We start from the raw sequence: 15047 nt of genomic DNA, 5'->3' as shown, positions 1-15047 counted from the left end.
AGTTACAGGTCAAAGGGGTGCCACACCATCGTGGCACCCCCCGTGGCACCCCCTGGCACCTGGTGTGGCACCTTCCTGGCACCCCTGTGGCAGGGGGCTGGCACCCTCGTGGCCACCCCTCCAACCCGGGCCGTGGCACCCGGTGCGGCACCCCTGGCAGGAAGATCAAAAACGTTCGGGTGTGCATCCCACGCGCAGCCGTACCCGCGAGAAGCACGGCCTGCGTGACCTGGCCATCGCTGGAGCACGGGGATCACCCCCGCCGATTTAGGCCGGAGTGGAAGGGTGATACACAACCACCGCATTCTGCGGGTCGAAGCAGACCAAGCCGTACTGACCCGTGAGCCCCAGCACGAACTGAGTCACTTCGCTCGACCTGGACCAGACCGTGCTTATGATCACGTGGCTGCCGGTCACCCACGGGCTCACGCTCCAAGGCGAGGCTTCTATCTGCTCATCGGCCAGGTCCTCCAGCGCCGGGAACTGCTCCAGCAGCGCCTGAGCGAAGCGCTGCACTCCAGGATCATCCCGCACCGACGCAGCGTTCTCCTCGCACAGCTCCTCATAGATTCGCATGGCTTGAGCATCACTGATGGACTGCGGAATAGCCCACACCCCAAGATCAAAACTCACGACGCAGGAACCCTTCTACAAGCGCAGACGTGTTTCCTCTGGAGGATATGAGTACTCCAACCCGACGACTTCCTGTTGAAGCTAACTGCACCACTCGTTTAGCTGCCGAACAGGGCCTAAACAAAAGGTTCTGCTAGTTCAGAGAAGGACCATCCCCGCGCGCGCGGGGATGGTCCCTGATCGAGGCCGACCATCCGCACGCCGGGCCGGTGCTCCCCGCGCACGTGGGGATATGTGCCGGTGGCGGCAGACAGGCTCGTGGGGTGCTGTGTGTCGAACCGCGTGACAACGCCGGGGAACCTTTCCGGACGTCCACGGGCGCTCAGGGTCTCTATGGCCCTGGTCGGAGGGTGAATCCCTCAAGGCCCGGGACGTTCGCGGTTCCTTCGGGGCGAAGAGGTCGTGGGTTCAAATCCCGCCACCCCGACAGTGTTCGGCCATTTGGAAGGGCCTGATCCGATTATCGGATCAGGCCTTTTCGCTGTCTCCGGGGGAAATCCGGAATGCGCTTTCCCGCTTGCCGTTCCTGTGGTTTCCGTCCGTTGTTCCCGGATGTTCCCGGAGGCTTTTCCCTGCCCGTCGTACGGCGGGCAGGGAAAAGCCTCCGGGCCTTGGTGTTATCGGGTGGCATGACCCTGGACGGCACGACGCCCCGCGGCCGCCGGGGATCTCGGGGCGTCGTCGTCGCGTTTGGCGTGGTTGTCAGCCCCTGGTCTCGACGTTGCCGCCGATCATGGTGGCGGGCGGGCACCAGGTGCTGGAGGAGGCGGTGGTGGGTACCCACGCGCCGAAGTTCTTCAGGACGGTCTGGCCGTCCCGGTAGAGGCAGACGGCCCTGTGCTCACCCGTACCGCCCGAGCAGTAGGTCGTGACGGCGCCGTTGTAGGGGTAGGTCGGCCGGCATCCGATGGGCGCCGCAGTCGCGGGGGCGGCGGCTGCCAGGGTTCCGGCGCCAAGCGCCACTGCGAGTACGGCTGCGGCGGACAGGTTGCGAATTCCCACTGGGTGGTTCCTTGCGGTTTGGGGGGGTTAACGCGACCAAGGTGATCATTATTCACCAGTGGATGCGGAGATCATATTTGCCGATATTTCGGCCCTATGGTTGATACGTCCATGGTGTTTTGTCCTGGCGTAATCACCCCAACCCGAGAAGGGCGGCGTGTTTCCGCCGTACGACTCGAAATCCGTGAACCCCGGCGACACCTGCGCCGAGCAGGGCGGACTCGCGGACCGCTTACGCACGGGTGGAGTGATGACTTCCTCACTGTGACGGTAAGTGTTCACAAAACTACAAATAGTTACGGTCGTGGAAGTATCCACCCTCCAGAGCGCCCTGACCCCGGCGCAGATGAGGAGATCATGATGACGACACGACGGCTCCTGACCGGGACGTACTGGGCGGACACGGTCGAACGGATGATCAGGGCGGCGGCCTCCAGCGCCCTGGCGGCGCTGACCGCCAGGCAGGCCGGGCTGTTCGACGTCGCCTGGACCGCGGTGGTCTCGGTGGCGGGCATGGCGGCGGTGGTCAGCATGCTGACCTCGGTCGCCGCGGGCACGACCGGCGACCCGCAGACCGCCGGGTTCACCACCGGCGCCCGGAAGGGCTTGAACCCGTAACCCTCGACGCCTCGTCACGACCGCCAGAGCTCGCAGGACGCGATCGGCTAATTTGTCGGTCCTCATCCGTACGGTCCTTTCGGACACCACCCGCCGAGGGGTTCAGCCGACATGTGAGGATCCGGCACGATGGACGATCTCGTACTTCCCGAACCGCGCGTCCCGCTTCCGGCCGGGCGCCTTATGACGGCGGACCCGTCCATGTCGGACGAGACGACCGCGGCCCAGCCGTACGCGCCGGTCTTCTGGATGAGCGAGCGTCCGGTCGGCGGTGAGGTCTGGGCCGCGTGTCGCGCCGAGCACCCCCGGTCCGGATTGTGGCCCCTGCTCCTGTTGCACGACCTGAGAGACGGTGACGGCCGGCCGTGGGAGCAGGGTGAGCTGACGCCGACGCCCGTGTCGGCGATCGACGGGTACGACGTCGCCGACTTCATGGTGAAGACGTGGGCGGAGTTCGAGGAGCTTGAGACGTTCCGCCGCACGCGTCCCGGCCTCGCGGCGCCCGGCGTCCCCGTCACCGATCCGGACGAGGCCGCCGACCGACATGCCCGGCTGTTCGACGGGCAGCACGGCCATCTGGGCCTGGTGCCCGCCGCGCGCGGCGCGGACGCCCTGACCGCGATCGGCTGGACGGGGCCGTGCAACCACAGCGACATGCCGCCCCTGTCGGCGGTGTTGCGCAGTTGGGAGAGCCGCTTCGGCGCTCGCGTGGTCGCAGTCGGCTTCGCCACCCTCTATCTCAGCGTGGCCGCGCCGCCCAGCACCGTGGAGCACGCCCTGCACGTCGCGGCGGAGCATTTCGCGTTCTGTCCGGACAACATCCAGCAGGGCGGCAGTCCGTACACCCTTGAGGCCTACGCGCGGGAGCTCGTCGGCGTCGACACCTGGGCCTTCTGGTGGGACTGACGGCCCTCACGCACCGGCCCCCTCAGGTCCTCAGGCCCGCCACGAGGAGTTCGACCAGGCGGCGCGCGTCGTAGCGAGGATCGCCGCCCGCGCCGATACAGAGGTTCCCGATGCCGCGCATGAGCTCGTAGGCCTGGATGCCCGATCGGATCTCACCGGCGTCGGCCGCGGCGTCGAGCAGCCGGCCGCATACGGGCACGAGACGGTCGATGAAGTAGGCGTGCAGCGTGTCGAAGCCGGGGTTGTCCGGCTGTAGCACGGCCGCGAGACCGTGTTTGGTGACCAGGAAGTCGACGAAGAGGCCGATCCATCGCTCCAGCGCCGCGTACGGCGTCGTGCCCGAGGCCAGCAGGGCCGGTCCGGCCTCGGCGCACGCCTCGACCTGGTGGCGGTAGACGGCGATGATGAGGTCCGCCCGCGTCGGGAAGTGGCGGTAGATCGTGGCCGTCCCGACGCCCGCCTTGGCCGCGATGTCACGTACCGGCGCCTCGACGCCCGAGGTGACGAAGATCGCGGCGGCCGCGTCGAGCAGGGCCTCCTTGTTGCGCTGGGCGTCCGCCCGCTTGGGGCGGGCCGTACTCCCCGCGTTCTCGTCGCTGTTCTTCACCGCGCCGTTCCCTCCGCCGTCGAGCTTGCTAAACGGGACAACGTTCCATATCGTTAATCGGGACATCGTCCCGTTTATTCATGATGGCAGAACGGGCCCCCGTGTCCAAGCTCCCCCACCCCTGACGGAAGGAACACGGCCATGCAGTACCGCACCTTGGGCCGCACCGGTGTGCAGGTCAGCTCCCTCGCGCTCGGCGCGATGAACTTCGGCCAGATCGGCCGCACCACCCAGGAGGAGGTCACCGCCATCGTCGACGCCGCCCTCGACGGCGGGATCAACGTCATCGACACCGCCGACATGTACAGCGCGGGCGAGTCGGAGGAGATGGTCGGCAAGGCCGTCGCCGGGCGCCGCGACGACATCGTGCTGGCCACGAAGGCGGCCATGCCGATGGGCGAGGAGCGCAACCACCGGGGAGGCTCGCGCCGCTGGCTGGTCACCGCGCTGGACGACAGTCTGCGCCGCCTCGGCGTCGATCACGTCGACCTCTACCAGATCCACCGCTGGGACCCGAGCGCCGACGACGAGGAGACGTTGTCGGCCCTGACCGACCTGCGACGCGCGGGGAAGATCCGCTATTTCGGCTCCTCGACCTTCCCCGCGTACCGCATCGTGCAGGCTCAGTGGGCCGCCCGCGAGAACCATCTGGGGCGTTACGTCGCCGAACAGCCCAGTTACTCGATCCTGCAGCGCGGTGTCGAGACCCACGTGCTGCCCGTGGCCGAGCAGTACGGACTCGGTGTGCTGGCGTGGAGCCCGCTGGCCTCCGGCTGGCTGTCGGGAGCGGTCCGTGAGGGCCGGGAGATCACCACCAGCCGCTCGACGTTCATGCCACAGCGTTTCGACACTGCGATCCCCGCCAACCGCGCCAGGCTCGACGCCGTCGAGCGACTGGCCAAGGTCGCCGACGAGGCGGGACTGACCATGATCCAGCTCGCGCTCGGGTTCGTGACCGCGCACCCCGCCGTGACCTGCGCGCTCATCGGCCCCCGCACGCTGGACCACCTGCGCTCGCAGCTCGACGCCGCGGACACGGTGCTCTCCGCCGACGTCCTCGACGCGATCGACGCGATCGTCGCCCCCGGTGTCGATCTGGCCCCGCACGAGAAGTTCGACACCCCGCCCGCCCTGCTCGACCCGTCACTGCGGCGCCGCTGAGCCTCCGGGTCCGTCGACACTCTCGGTGATCAAACGAGAAGGTCCAAAAGCCTGACGGTGTGGTGAGGGTGTTCCTTGGGTGGATGGGTGGATAGTTGGACAATCATCCTTTTTCAGAAAGGACACCCCCCATGTCCCTGATCAAGCGTCTCACCATCACCGCAGCCGCTGCGGCCCTCGCCGGGCCGCTGCTGATGGTTCCGGCCGCGCACGCCGCCGGAACCTACACCTGCGACAGCGGGACCTTCTTCGAGCGGGGCCCCGCCGGAGGCACCCCCATCTGGCACGTCTGGGGCAATCCGTGCACGGGCTCCGGTGATGGAGGAGCAAGCGTGATCACCATCTCGTCCGGCTCAAGCGCCGGCACCTACGAGTGCGACCGGGCGAACCTGCTCACCAGCACCTGGGTCTCCGGAAGCGGCTGCGTCAAGCTGTGACCTCCTGAAGACCCACCCACCGGAGCCGGAGCTGGAAAACCCCAGGTCCGCACCGGCTCCGGTTCGCCGCCGGACCCGCTGGAAACCACCCGATCCGCTTGGAGCCGTCGAACCGGTCACAGGAGGGACTGGCCGATCAGTTCCTTCATGATCTCGGTGGTCCCGCCGTAGATGGTCTGGACCCGGGTGTCCACGAACGCACGGGCCACCGGGAACTCCCGCATCACGCCGTAACCCCCGTGGAGCTGGACACACCGGTCGACCACACGTTGGCACAACTCGGTGTTCCACCACTTGGCCATGGCGGCCTCCTCCGAGGTGAGACGTCCGGCGTCGTGTTCGGCCACGCAGCGGTCGGTGAAGGCGCGGGCGACCGTGAGCGCGGTCCTCAGCTCGGCGAGCAGGAAACGGTTGTACTGGTGGCGTCCGACCGGCCGTCCGAAGACCTCGCGTCTGCCGCAGTAGGTCAGGGTCTCCTCGAAGAGCCGTTCGGCGGTGGCCAATGCCGAGACGGCGAGCATCACCCGTTCCTGCCGAAGGGTCCTGATCAGGTAGGCGAAGGCACGGTCCTCACGACCGAGCAGGTTCTCCACCGGGATCTCCACGTCCGAGAGGAAGAGCTCGACGGTGTCGAGCGCGCGCATTCCGATCTTGTCAAGTGTCCTGCCCCTGGTCACCCCGACCCTGGTCGGCTCGACCACGAAGACACCGGCGTCGGAGGGCCGTTCCCCGGTCCGGGCGACGACCAGCACGAGGTCGGCCGTGGCCCCGTTCGAGACGAAGGTCTTCTGCCCGCTGAGCACGTAGCGGTCACCGTCCCGCACCGCCCTGGTCCGGATGCGCCGCAGGTCACTGCCCGCGTCCGGTTCACTGATGGCGACGGCCGTGACCAGCTCACCCGAGCAGAAGCCGGGCAGCCAGCGCAGTCGCTGCTCCGGGGTGGTGTGCGTGCGCAGGTAGAGGCCGCAGATCTCGTTGTGCAGGGAGAGCGCCGGGGCGTGGGCTCCGGCGCGGGCGAACTCCTCTCCCAGCACCGCGTGGTAGCGGTAGTCGGCGACGCCCGCCCCGCCGTACTCCGGGTCGACGTCGAGGCCGAGCAGGCCGTGTTCGCCCGCGCGCAGCCACACGGCCCGGTCCGCGGCACCGTGTTCCTCCCACCGTTCCAGGTTCGGGGTGACCTCCCTGGCGACGAAGGTCCGCACGAGGTCGCGGAACTCCTCGTGCTCCCGGGTGAAGAGGTCACGACGCATCGAGAACCCGATCCCGTACGGCCGCCGCCCGCCAGGAGGGCAGGATGTCGCGCAGCCGGTTCATCATCGCCTGGCAGTAGGCGGCGTTGTGCTCCAGGCTGCGGTGACGCGGATAGGGCATCTTCCTGCGGCCTCGATGGTCGACGACGTACCTGCCGGGGTCCGTGGCGCCCTCGACGAAACCCGCTTCGGCGAGTGCCCCCACGGCGGCCTCCGGCAGGTCGACCACGAGCCGGTAGCGGTCCCTGTCCACGATCCTCACCTGCGAGAGCGGCACCGTGGGTGCGGAGACGGTCTCCCGGTACACGTACGGCCTGGCCACCAGGTCGAGTTCGAAGACGGCGCGCAGCCTGGGATCGGCCAGCCAGCCCTGTTCGCCGAGGAAGTCCCCAAGCAGGGTGTCCATCTCCGCCCGGTGGGAGTGCAGCACCATGTGCAGGACCTTGCCGATGTTGTTGAGGTCGTAGTTGCCCAGCCCGCGCACCGACTCGGCGAAGAACGCGCAGATCTCCGTGTCGGTGCGGCGGCGGTAGTGGTCGGCGGCGCGGACGAGGAAGTCCTCGTAGGAGCAGACGCCGCTCCGGTCGAGTTCCCTGGCGACGTGGAAGGCGGCGCGGGCGTTGTAGAGGCTGATGACCGCGTAGTAGAACCAGGCCCCGGCCTGGAAGTCCTCGCGGGTCACCCACTTGGTGGCCACGACCACGTCCGCCTCGGCCACGGGGTCGTCGACCCGTACGGTCTCGATGCCCAGCGCCTCCCGCGTGCCGTACATGGGGGTGTTGCGCAGCAGCAGTTGCGGGTAGGCGACGACGGCGTCGGCCCCGGTTCTGCACACCTTGGCGATGCCCGCCTGGAAGGACTTCAGGGTCTCACCGGGCAGCGGCCAGATCAGCTCGGTGTAGGAACTGATCTGCTTCTCGTGCAGCTTGAGCTGCAGCTCCACATAGGTGGACTCCTTGATGTTGGCGCGCTGCACGATCTCAAGCGTCTGCGGGCTCAGCGTCTGCAGCGAGACCGGCTGGCTGGTCAGCAGGCCACCCTCCACGAGGATCTCGGTGATCTCGGTGACCCGGTCGGGACGGTTCTTCGCCGCCTGGATGGCGATCATCATCGGGTAGCCGGTGCGCCGTTTGCCCTCGACCAGGTGCCGGGTCAGCTCGACGTCGCGGGGCAGCGCCCCCCAGTTGGCGTCGGCGAGGAAGACGCTCTCGACGCCGTGCTCGCTGATCCAGGTGAGGTCGGCCTTGACCCGCTCCAGGTCCCAGCGGTGGACCTTGTCGTTGGTCGCGGCGCCCCAGTAACAGTAGGAGCAGCTGTAGGGGCAGCCCCGGTTGGTCTCCACGACCGCGAAGGTGTACTCCCCGCCGTCGAACAGGCCCATGGCGAACGGCGAGGGGATCTCGTCCAGGTCCGTGATCCGGGCGGGCTTGTCGGTGGTCAGCAGCTCCCCCCGTACCCAGAAGCTCATCCCCGGCACCCGGGTGAAGTCCGGTACGGCCGCGCCCTCACGGGCGGTGAGCAGTTCGGTGAGCAGCGCGTGGAAGGGCCGTTCCCCCTCGGCGTTGCACACCAGCACGTTCTCCAGCTCCGGCGGCACGTACTCGGCGGCGTGGTTCATCACCTGCGGACCACCCAGGACGAAGCAGGCGTCGGGGCGGCGCCGTACGAGTTCGTCGAGCACCTCCTTGATCCGGCGCATGTTCCACAGGTAGCAGCTCATCGCGTACACGTCGGCGTCCTGCGCGAGCAGCGCCGTGACCAGTTCGGCGACCGGCGTCCGCGCCGTGGGGGCGTGCACGAGGAACTCGCAGCCGGCCGCGACGGCGGGGTCCCGCAGGGCGTAGGCCTGCAGGTAGCCCGAGGCCAGGGGCAGCGTGTTGGTGTAGAGCGGCAGTTCGAGCAGGCTCACCCGCAGCGGCCTCGGCAGTGACCCAGACGGTGACTCCGACAGCGGTTCAGGCAGCGGTTCGGGCAGGGGGCTCGTCGAAAAGCTCGTCAGGGGGCTCATCTGTCCTCACCCGCCGTCGCGTCGACCGCCGCCGCCAGTTCGTGCAGCACCTCGTGCTCGAAGACGTCCTCGGCGCCGAGCCTGATGCCGCGTTCGCGAGCCCGCGACGCCAGCCGCATCGCGCTGAGCGAGTCGCCCCCGAGGTCGAAGAAGCTGTCCTGCCGCCCGACCTCGTCGAGGTCGAGCACGTCGCACCAGATCTCGGCGAGCACCCGCTCCGCCTCGGTCAGGAAGCCGGCCCCACCTGCGACGCGGGCCGGGAGGGGGCGCCTGGCCAGGGCGTCGCGGTCGAGCTTCCCGTGCGGTGTCAGGGGCAGCCGTTCGACCGTGACGATCGTCTGCGGCACCATGTGGGCGGGCAGCAGAGCGGCCAGACCCTCCCCCGGGTCCTCCGTGAGGCCGTCGGACACGACGTAACCCACCAGCCGGTCGCCCCGCTCGTGCAGGACCACGGCCGCCTCGCGGACCCCGGGCAGGCGGGTCAGCGCCGTCTCGACCTCCCCGAGCTCGATCCGGAAGCCACGCAGTTTCACCTGGTCGTCGGCCCTGCCGACGAAGACGAGCGCGCCGCCGGGCAGCTCGCGGACCAGGTCTCCGGTGGCGTACGCGCGCCCGCCCGGGGTGAACGGGTCGGCGGGGAAGCGCTCCTCGGTCAGTTCGGGTCTTCGCAGGTAGCCGAGCGCGACCCCGGCCCCCGCGACGTACAGCTCGCCGACCGTGCCCGGCGGCACCGGGCGCCGCTCGGCGTCCAGGACATGGGTCCGCAGGCCGGGCAACGGCCTGCCGATCGGCGGGTCCTGGCCTCCGACCACGTCGGCGGGGTCGAGTTCGGCCCAGGTGGCGACCACCGTCGTCTCCGTCGGCCCGTAAAGGTTGTACACGGCGAACGGCAGGCCGAACGGCGGGTGGCGGCGCAGCCTCTCCCCGCCCAGGAGCAGGACACGGGGCGCGTGGCCGTACAGGTCCCAGGGCTGGTCGAACATCTCGACGGCCAGCACCGTGGTCAGGAAGCACAGGGTGATCCGTTCCCGGGCGAGCCACTCGGCGAAGTCGGCCGGGGAGTCCGGCAGCCGCCCCTCGACCAGACGCAGCGTCGCGCCCCACGCCAGGCAGGGCCACACCTCAAGCGCCCAGGCGTCGAACGAGGGGCGGGCGAACTGGGTGATCCGGTCCTCGGGGCCCACGCCGAACGCCTGGCCGTACCAGGAGACCAGGTTGGACAGCCCGCCGTGCGCCACCATGACGCCCTTCGGCGTGCCCGAGGAACCGGAGGTGTAGGTGACGTAGCAGACGTCGCCGGCCGTCACCTCCGGGAGCGGGCCCGCCCCAAGGGACGGGCCTCTCTCCGGGGACGGGCTCACCGGCGGGAGGGGGCTCGCCTCCGGGGGCAGGCTCACCGGCGCGTCGGCGGCGAGCAGTTCCTCAACGGCCAGCACCTTGGCCGGTCCCCCGCCGAGCCGCCCGGCCGTGGCCGCGCGGGTGACGACGAGAGGGGCTCCGGAGTCGGCGACGATCGCGCCGAGCCTGGCGTCCGGTTCGTCCACGTCGACACCCACGTAGGCGCCCCCGGCGAACAGCACCGCGAGGGCGGCGACGACCAGCTCCGCGGAGCGTTCGACGACCAGGGGGACCAGCGTGCCCCGCTCGACGCCGTGGGAACGCAGCACGCTCGCCATCCGGCCCGCCCGTTCGACCAGCTCGCCGTAGGTCAGCTCGGTACCGGCGGACACGATCGCCGGGTGGTCAGGACGCGCCCGCGCCCAGCGCGCGACAAGAGCGGGAACCGCGGCACCGACCGTCATCGGTTCGTTCATCGTTCCGCCTCCGAGGCATACGAAAAGAAAGGGCGTGACTCACGTGGAAAGGGCTCCGCCGAACCGACGCCTTTTGTTTCCACCGTTTGTTCGGGATTTCCGAAAAACGCCGCGCGGCACCCGCCGCACGGCCGCATCGGCGCAGGCGGAGTACGGCCGGCCGCTCTGCGATGTCCCTTTCCTCGTGCGGAGGCGGCCGGGTCCGAGCGCGGGATACTTCGTCAACCGGCTCGAATCATATGCACCGGGCAATTCCGGGAGAAGGGCCTCAGAAAACTGAGCATTCTACGATAAAAGGCCAGCGAAGGGAGGGGTGTGTCTGGATGATCAGGCCTTCACCCAGGGGCCCGTCGCGGCCCGGATCCGTCGGGGAGCCCCGGGTCCTCCGCCCCGAGGAGGGGCCCCGGGCGGTGTGACGGTCGCGACGAACAGGTACCGCTCAGGAGCGAACGGACTCAGCGGCGCCCTGGGACGGGGCCGTACTCGTCGCGTACCGCCGTTTCCGGACCCGCGCACCGCGAAGCCTGGGGAGCCCCGGGAGTCCGGCGATTCGGCGGGGACCGAAAGAGTTGCCCGGCGATCTCCGGCGCCACGAAGGTTGGGCAGGGAACCGTATCGGCCGGAGGGCCGGAAGAGAAATCGCTGCGGCAACGGATTCAGAACGTCCTTCCCGTGGGCGGGCGCCTGTGGAAGAGGACGGCGGCCGGAAAACCCACGGCCCCGGTGAGACGGTTCCCGATAAAGACGGCCTTGTTTCGCGGGAAACACCGCCGCGACGGTCAGGAAGGGGGTGATCGACCATGGGTGAGTCTCCGATGATTACCATCTCCACCAGGATGGAGTAGTCCTCCACAACGGGAGACGGTTGAGTTTCCCCAGCTTGACTGGGTGCGCGTGCCCTCTGACCGAGTGCTCGCGCACCCAGCCGCCCGGTCGCCGGGTCTCCACGACCTGTCCGGTGACGATTCAGAAAAGCTGCCCGGTGACAGTTCTGGAAACCGTCCAGCGAGAGCCTCGGAAAGCGTCGGAAAGCTTATGACCACCCCCATGTCGAATGACGTCCTCGCGCGAGGGCGACGCGCCGCCGAATGGCTCGCGAAGGAACATCCCGTGTCCCGGATCTACCTCGGTGGCGCGCCGACGGCAGGGCTTGGTTCCCCGATGTCGGACATCGATCTGTTCGTCGTCAGGGCCGACTGCGAATCGCTTCCCCCGGCGCAGCTCGAATTCGAGGGCGAGCGCGCGGACGTGGAGTACCTGGATCTCGAACAACTGCGCCGGGACGTGCAGGAGAGCACGGTCTTCCGGGTGACGAACACCGACTTCAGCCAGACCGCGCGGTTCAGCCGTAACCGGCTGGACGTTCTCACCCGTTTCCTGCTCGGCGAGGTCGTCGTCGACGACGGTGAACTCGCCGCGTTGCGGCAACGCCTGGCCGACAACATGCCGGACTACAAACGGCTCCTCATGACGCGGCACGCGATCGACGCGCACAATCTCAACGAGGACATCTGCGGCGCCATTCTCAACGGTGACGCGCCCGCCATGAGGTATCTCTCCCAGGAGTACCTGCACCGCGCCACCGAGGCCTACCTGTGCATGCGGGACGACCTCTACGTGAACACCAAGTGGGTCTGGGCCCGCTGGAGGCGTTCGGCGAGCGAGTTGCTGAAGGCCTCGCTCACCGAGGTGATCGACCACGCGTACACGGCCGAGGACGACGCCGTCGGCAGGAACCGCTTCCTCGCGCAGGACCTGCTGGTGATGGCGGCGACCGGCCTGGAGTACGTGCCGGTGCTCGGCGCCGTACCCGAGCACCACTCCCGGCGCGTCGACGTGAGCGTGATCCCGATGAAGGGCAGCGGCGTCCTCATCGAGTCGGTACGCGGGGAGTCCGTGCTGCTCAGCTGGCAGGGCGCCCTGTTGTGGGGCATCTCCCACGGCCGCCCCAAGGATGAGGCCGTACACCTGATGGGGGGCGTGCTCGCCTCGGCCGGGCTCCAGGTCGGCGAGGACGAGATCGCCGCCTACCACGCCTCGCTCGTCGACGTCGGCGTCATCGGCCTGCCATGAAGGACCCGGCCACGGAAGGCCCCGCTACGAAGGACCCCGCTGCGGAAGGCCCGGCTGTGGAAGACCCGGCTGTGGAAGACCCGGCTGTGGAAGACCCGGCTGTGGAAGACCCGGCCGCTGAAGGCTCGGCCGGGAAGGATTCGGCCGCGGAAAACTCGGCCGGGAAAGGGCCGGCCGTGGGAGGCCCGGCCGCGGAAAGCCTGACGGGGAAAGGCTCGGCTGGGAAAGGCCCGCTCCGCGACGCGAACTTCCTCAGGTTCTGGACCGCGGTCACCGTCTCGGGAATCGGGTCCCAGGTCACGCTGATGGCCCTGCCCCTGACCGCCCTGATGGTCCTGCACGCCGACCCCGTACAGCTCGGCCTGCTGACCGGCCTGCAGTACGTCCCCGCGGTCGTCGTCCTGCCCTTCGCCGGGGTCGTCGCCGACCACTGGCCGGCCAAGCTGGTGAACGCCGGGTGCGACCTGGCCCGCGGACTGATCCTGCTCACCGTGCCGATCGTCACGGCGACCGGCGTGCTGAGTCTGGGCTGGCTGTACGGCCTGGGCCTGGCCATGGGCGTGTTCAAGGCCCTCGGCGACGTGGCGCACCACTCCATGCTTCCCCGGCTGGTCGGTGAGGAGCAGCTCGTCCCCGGCAACGCCGCGGTCAGCACGAGCTACTCCGTCATCGACGTGGCCGGTCCCGGGCTCGCGGGGCTGATCGTCCAGCTGCTCGGCGCGCCGTACGCCCTCCTGGTCGACGCGGTGTCCTACCTGCTGTCGGCCTCCCTGCTGTCCACGCTGAAGCTCAGGTTCTCCGGGCGGAAGGGGCCGCAGCGGCTCCGCTGGGGGACGGCGATCACCGAGGGGTTCCGGTACTTCGTCAAGGATCGGCGGGTTCTCGCCTTCGGGGTGGCCAGCGGCCTCGGCAACATGTGCATCCAGGCGTTCGACGTGACGATCCTCATCTACGTGGTCCAGCACCTCGCCCTGACGCCCGCGCTGCTCGGGGTGGTCGTGGCCGCGGGTGCCGTGGGCGGCATCGCCGGTTCCGCCTTCGCCGCCTACGTCCACAACAGGTTCCCCGCGGGGCCGACCATCTTCGCGGCCCAGGTCATGAGCGGGATCGGGGTGATGGCCGCGGCCTCGGCCACGCTCCTCGACGCCACGGCGCCGCGCGTCGCCGTACTGGTGGCCTGCATGTTCGTCAGCACGTTCGCGCTGGCCGTGTACAACGTCCACGCCATCAGCGCCCGGCAGGCGATCGTCCGTCCCGAGCTGATGGGGCGGGTGACGGCGAGCTACCGGTTGATCTCGCACGGGGCCATTCCCCTGGGGGCGCTGGCCGGAGGGGTGGCGGCGCAGTCTCTCGGCAGCGCGACCACCGTGCTCCTCACCGGGACGATCCAGGCACTCCTGCCGGTCGCCTTCCTCCTCACCTCGTTCGGGATCATCTACCGTGATCCCGGCCTCGCGGGGGCTCGCGAACGTCAGGCCTGACGGGGCGGGGCGGTGGACTGCCGTACGACCAGGGAGCTCCGCAGCACGGCGGGGCTCGGCTGCCTGGCGGCGAGCCGGTCGTGCAGCGCCTGGGCACCGGCCGCCCCCAGCTCGGTGACCGGGATGTTCACCGTCGTCAGCGCCGGGTGGAGGACGTCGCTGATCGGAAGGTTGTTGTAGCCGATCACCGACAGGTCGTTCGGGACGTCGAGTCCGAGGCTCCGCGCGGCGGCGAACACCACGACGGCCAGGTTGTCGTCCTCGCAGACCACCGCCGTGGGGGCCGGGTCAGAACGCAGTAGTTCCAGGGCAGCCCGCTGGGCGTCCACGGGGTCGAAGGTCGTGCCGACCACCGTGAGGCTCGCCCCCGGGCGGTGCCTGACCACCGCGCGCAGGGAGCGCAGCCTGGTCGTCAGCATCCAGGCGCCGCGCCGGTCCACGTGCAGGTAGCCGATCCTGTGGTGACCGAGGTCCAGCAGGTGGCGCGCGGCCTCACGGCTGCCCACGGCGATGTCCACGTTGACCGCGTCGGGGTACAGCCGGGGGTCGCAGTCCAGCGGCACCATCGGCACGACGCCCTGCGGGCGGATGGCCTCCGTCCCCACGTCGCCGTAGACCAGCATCCCGTCGATGGCCTGCTGCGGTATCGGCAGCAGCCGCTCGTGCCTGTCGGTGCCCATGGGATAGACCAGGACGGTCGTCTCGTGCTGGTTGGCGACCTGGGTCGCCCCCACGTGCAGGTTGGCGAAGAAGGTGTTGGTGATCGCGGGAACGATCAGCAGCACCGTGCCGGTTCGCTCAAGTCGCAGGCTCCGCGCCGTCAGATCCGGCTGGTAGTCCATCTCCGCGGTGATGCGCCTGATCCTGGCCGCGGTCTCCTTCGAGACCCGGCCCGGCCACTTCCCGGTGAGGACGAGGGAGACCGTCGACTGTGAGACCCCGGCTGCCTGAGCCACATCCCTGCTGGTGATGCGCGCTTTCACCGGCCTAAGCATGTCTAATCACCCTATGTGTTCGTCATGGCGCACAGACAGATCGCGTTCTTCCCCGTGACCCG

At 69.1% G+C, this 15047-nt stretch carries 13 protein-coding genes; 6 read left to right on the top strand and 7 right to left on the bottom strand.

Annotated features, from left to right (window positions below; all coding sequences use genetic code 11):
* Nucleotides 1–267 precede the first annotated feature (267 nt).
* The gene (locus ABZ470_RS18405; RefSeq protein ID WP_362912412.1) at nucleotides 268–633 is read right to left on the bottom strand and encodes a hypothetical protein; all 366 of its coding nucleotides are present in this window, start codon (nucleotides 631–633) and stop codon (nucleotides 268–270) included.
* A gap of 702 nt (nucleotides 634–1335) precedes the next feature.
* Nucleotides 1336–1635, bottom strand: coding sequence for a hypothetical protein (locus tag ABZ470_RS18400; protein ID WP_362912410.1), 300 nt, complete (start codon nucleotides 1633–1635; stop codon nucleotides 1336–1338).
* Nucleotides 1636–1992: 357 nt separating this feature from the next.
* Between ABZ470_RS18400 and ABZ470_RS18395 the strand changes: the two genes are divergently transcribed.
* Entirely contained in the window at nucleotides 1993–2253 is a 261-nt protein-coding gene (locus ABZ470_RS18395) for a holin (protein ID WP_362912409.1), read from the top strand.
* Between the two features lie 129 nt (nucleotides 2254–2382).
* Nucleotides 2383–3159 (top strand): DUF4253 domain-containing protein, encoded by a 777-nt coding sequence (locus ABZ470_RS18390; RefSeq protein ID WP_362912408.1) that lies wholly within the window; start codon nucleotides 2383–2385, stop codon nucleotides 3157–3159.
* 22 nt (nucleotides 3160–3181) lie between these two features.
* On the opposite strand, the gene ABZ470_RS18385 is transcribed toward ABZ470_RS18390, so the two are convergent.
* Nucleotides 3182–3766 (bottom strand): TetR/AcrR family transcriptional regulator, encoded by a 585-nt coding sequence (locus tag ABZ470_RS18385; protein WP_362912407.1) that lies wholly within the window; start codon nucleotides 3764–3766, stop codon nucleotides 3182–3184.
* Between the two features lie 141 nt (nucleotides 3767–3907).
* Between ABZ470_RS18385 and ABZ470_RS18380 the strand changes: the two genes are divergently transcribed.
* Nucleotides 3908–4927, top strand: a complete 1020-nt coding sequence (locus tag ABZ470_RS18380; RefSeq protein WP_362912405.1) for an aldo/keto reductase — start codon at nucleotides 3908–3910, stop codon at nucleotides 4925–4927.
* A gap of 131 nt (nucleotides 4928–5058) precedes the next feature.
* Nucleotides 5059–5364 carry a hypothetical protein gene (locus ABZ470_RS18375; RefSeq protein ID WP_352011050.1) on the top strand — a complete coding sequence of 102 codons (306 nt, stop codon included), beginning with the start codon at nucleotides 5059–5061 and terminating at the stop codon, nucleotides 5362–5364.
* A gap of 116 nt (nucleotides 5365–5480) precedes the next feature.
* On the opposite strand, the gene ABZ470_RS18370 is transcribed toward ABZ470_RS18375, so the two are convergent.
* The 3 genes from ABZ470_RS18370 to ABZ470_RS18360 are packed head-to-tail and all read right to left on the bottom strand — an operon-like array spanning nucleotide 5481 to nucleotide 10436.
* Nucleotides 5481–6614, bottom strand: coding sequence for an acyl-CoA dehydrogenase family protein (locus ABZ470_RS18370; RefSeq protein ID WP_362912403.1), 1134 nt, complete (start codon nucleotides 6612–6614; stop codon nucleotides 5481–5483).
* Nucleotides 6604–8622, bottom strand: a complete 2019-nt coding sequence (locus ABZ470_RS18365) for a radical SAM protein (RefSeq protein WP_362912401.1) — start codon at nucleotides 8620–8622, stop codon at nucleotides 6604–6606. The genes ABZ470_RS18370 and ABZ470_RS18365 overlap by 11 nt, the downstream gene beginning before the upstream one ends.
* The gene (locus ABZ470_RS18360; protein WP_362912399.1) at nucleotides 8619–10436 is read right to left on the bottom strand and encodes a non-ribosomal peptide synthetase; all 1818 of its coding nucleotides are present in this window, start codon (nucleotides 10434–10436) and stop codon (nucleotides 8619–8621) included. The genes ABZ470_RS18365 and ABZ470_RS18360 overlap by 4 nt, the downstream gene beginning before the upstream one ends.
* A 1110-nt stretch (nucleotides 10437–11546) precedes the next feature.
* Here ABZ470_RS18360 and ABZ470_RS18355 point away from each other — a divergent pair.
* Both ABZ470_RS18355 and ABZ470_RS18350 read left to right on the top strand, forming a co-directional pair.
* Nucleotides 11547–12509 (top strand): hypothetical protein, encoded by a 963-nt coding sequence (locus tag ABZ470_RS18355; RefSeq protein ID WP_362912397.1) that lies wholly within the window; start codon nucleotides 11547–11549, stop codon nucleotides 12507–12509.
* Nucleotides 12506–13990, top strand: coding sequence for an MFS transporter (locus ABZ470_RS18350; RefSeq protein ID WP_362912395.1), 1485 nt, complete (start codon nucleotides 12506–12508; stop codon nucleotides 13988–13990). The genes ABZ470_RS18355 and ABZ470_RS18350 overlap by 4 nt, the downstream gene beginning before the upstream one ends.
* Here the strand turns inward: ABZ470_RS18350 and ABZ470_RS18345 are convergent.
* A complete protein-coding gene (locus ABZ470_RS18345) occupies nucleotides 13981–14973 on the bottom strand; it encodes a LacI family DNA-binding transcriptional regulator (RefSeq protein ID WP_352011056.1) in 993 nt (330 codons plus the stop codon). The two genes, ABZ470_RS18350 and ABZ470_RS18345, sit on opposite strands and share 10 nt — an antisense overlap.
* Nucleotides 14974–15047 lie beyond the last annotated feature (74 nt).

The organism is Streptosporangium sp. NPDC020072, from assembly GCF_040631445.1.
GTDB lineage: Bacteria > Actinomycetota > Actinomycetes > Streptosporangiales > Streptosporangiaceae > Streptosporangium.
Note: the sequence above shows the minus strand (reverse complement) of the source record. Positions and strands in the feature narration are given on the sequence as shown.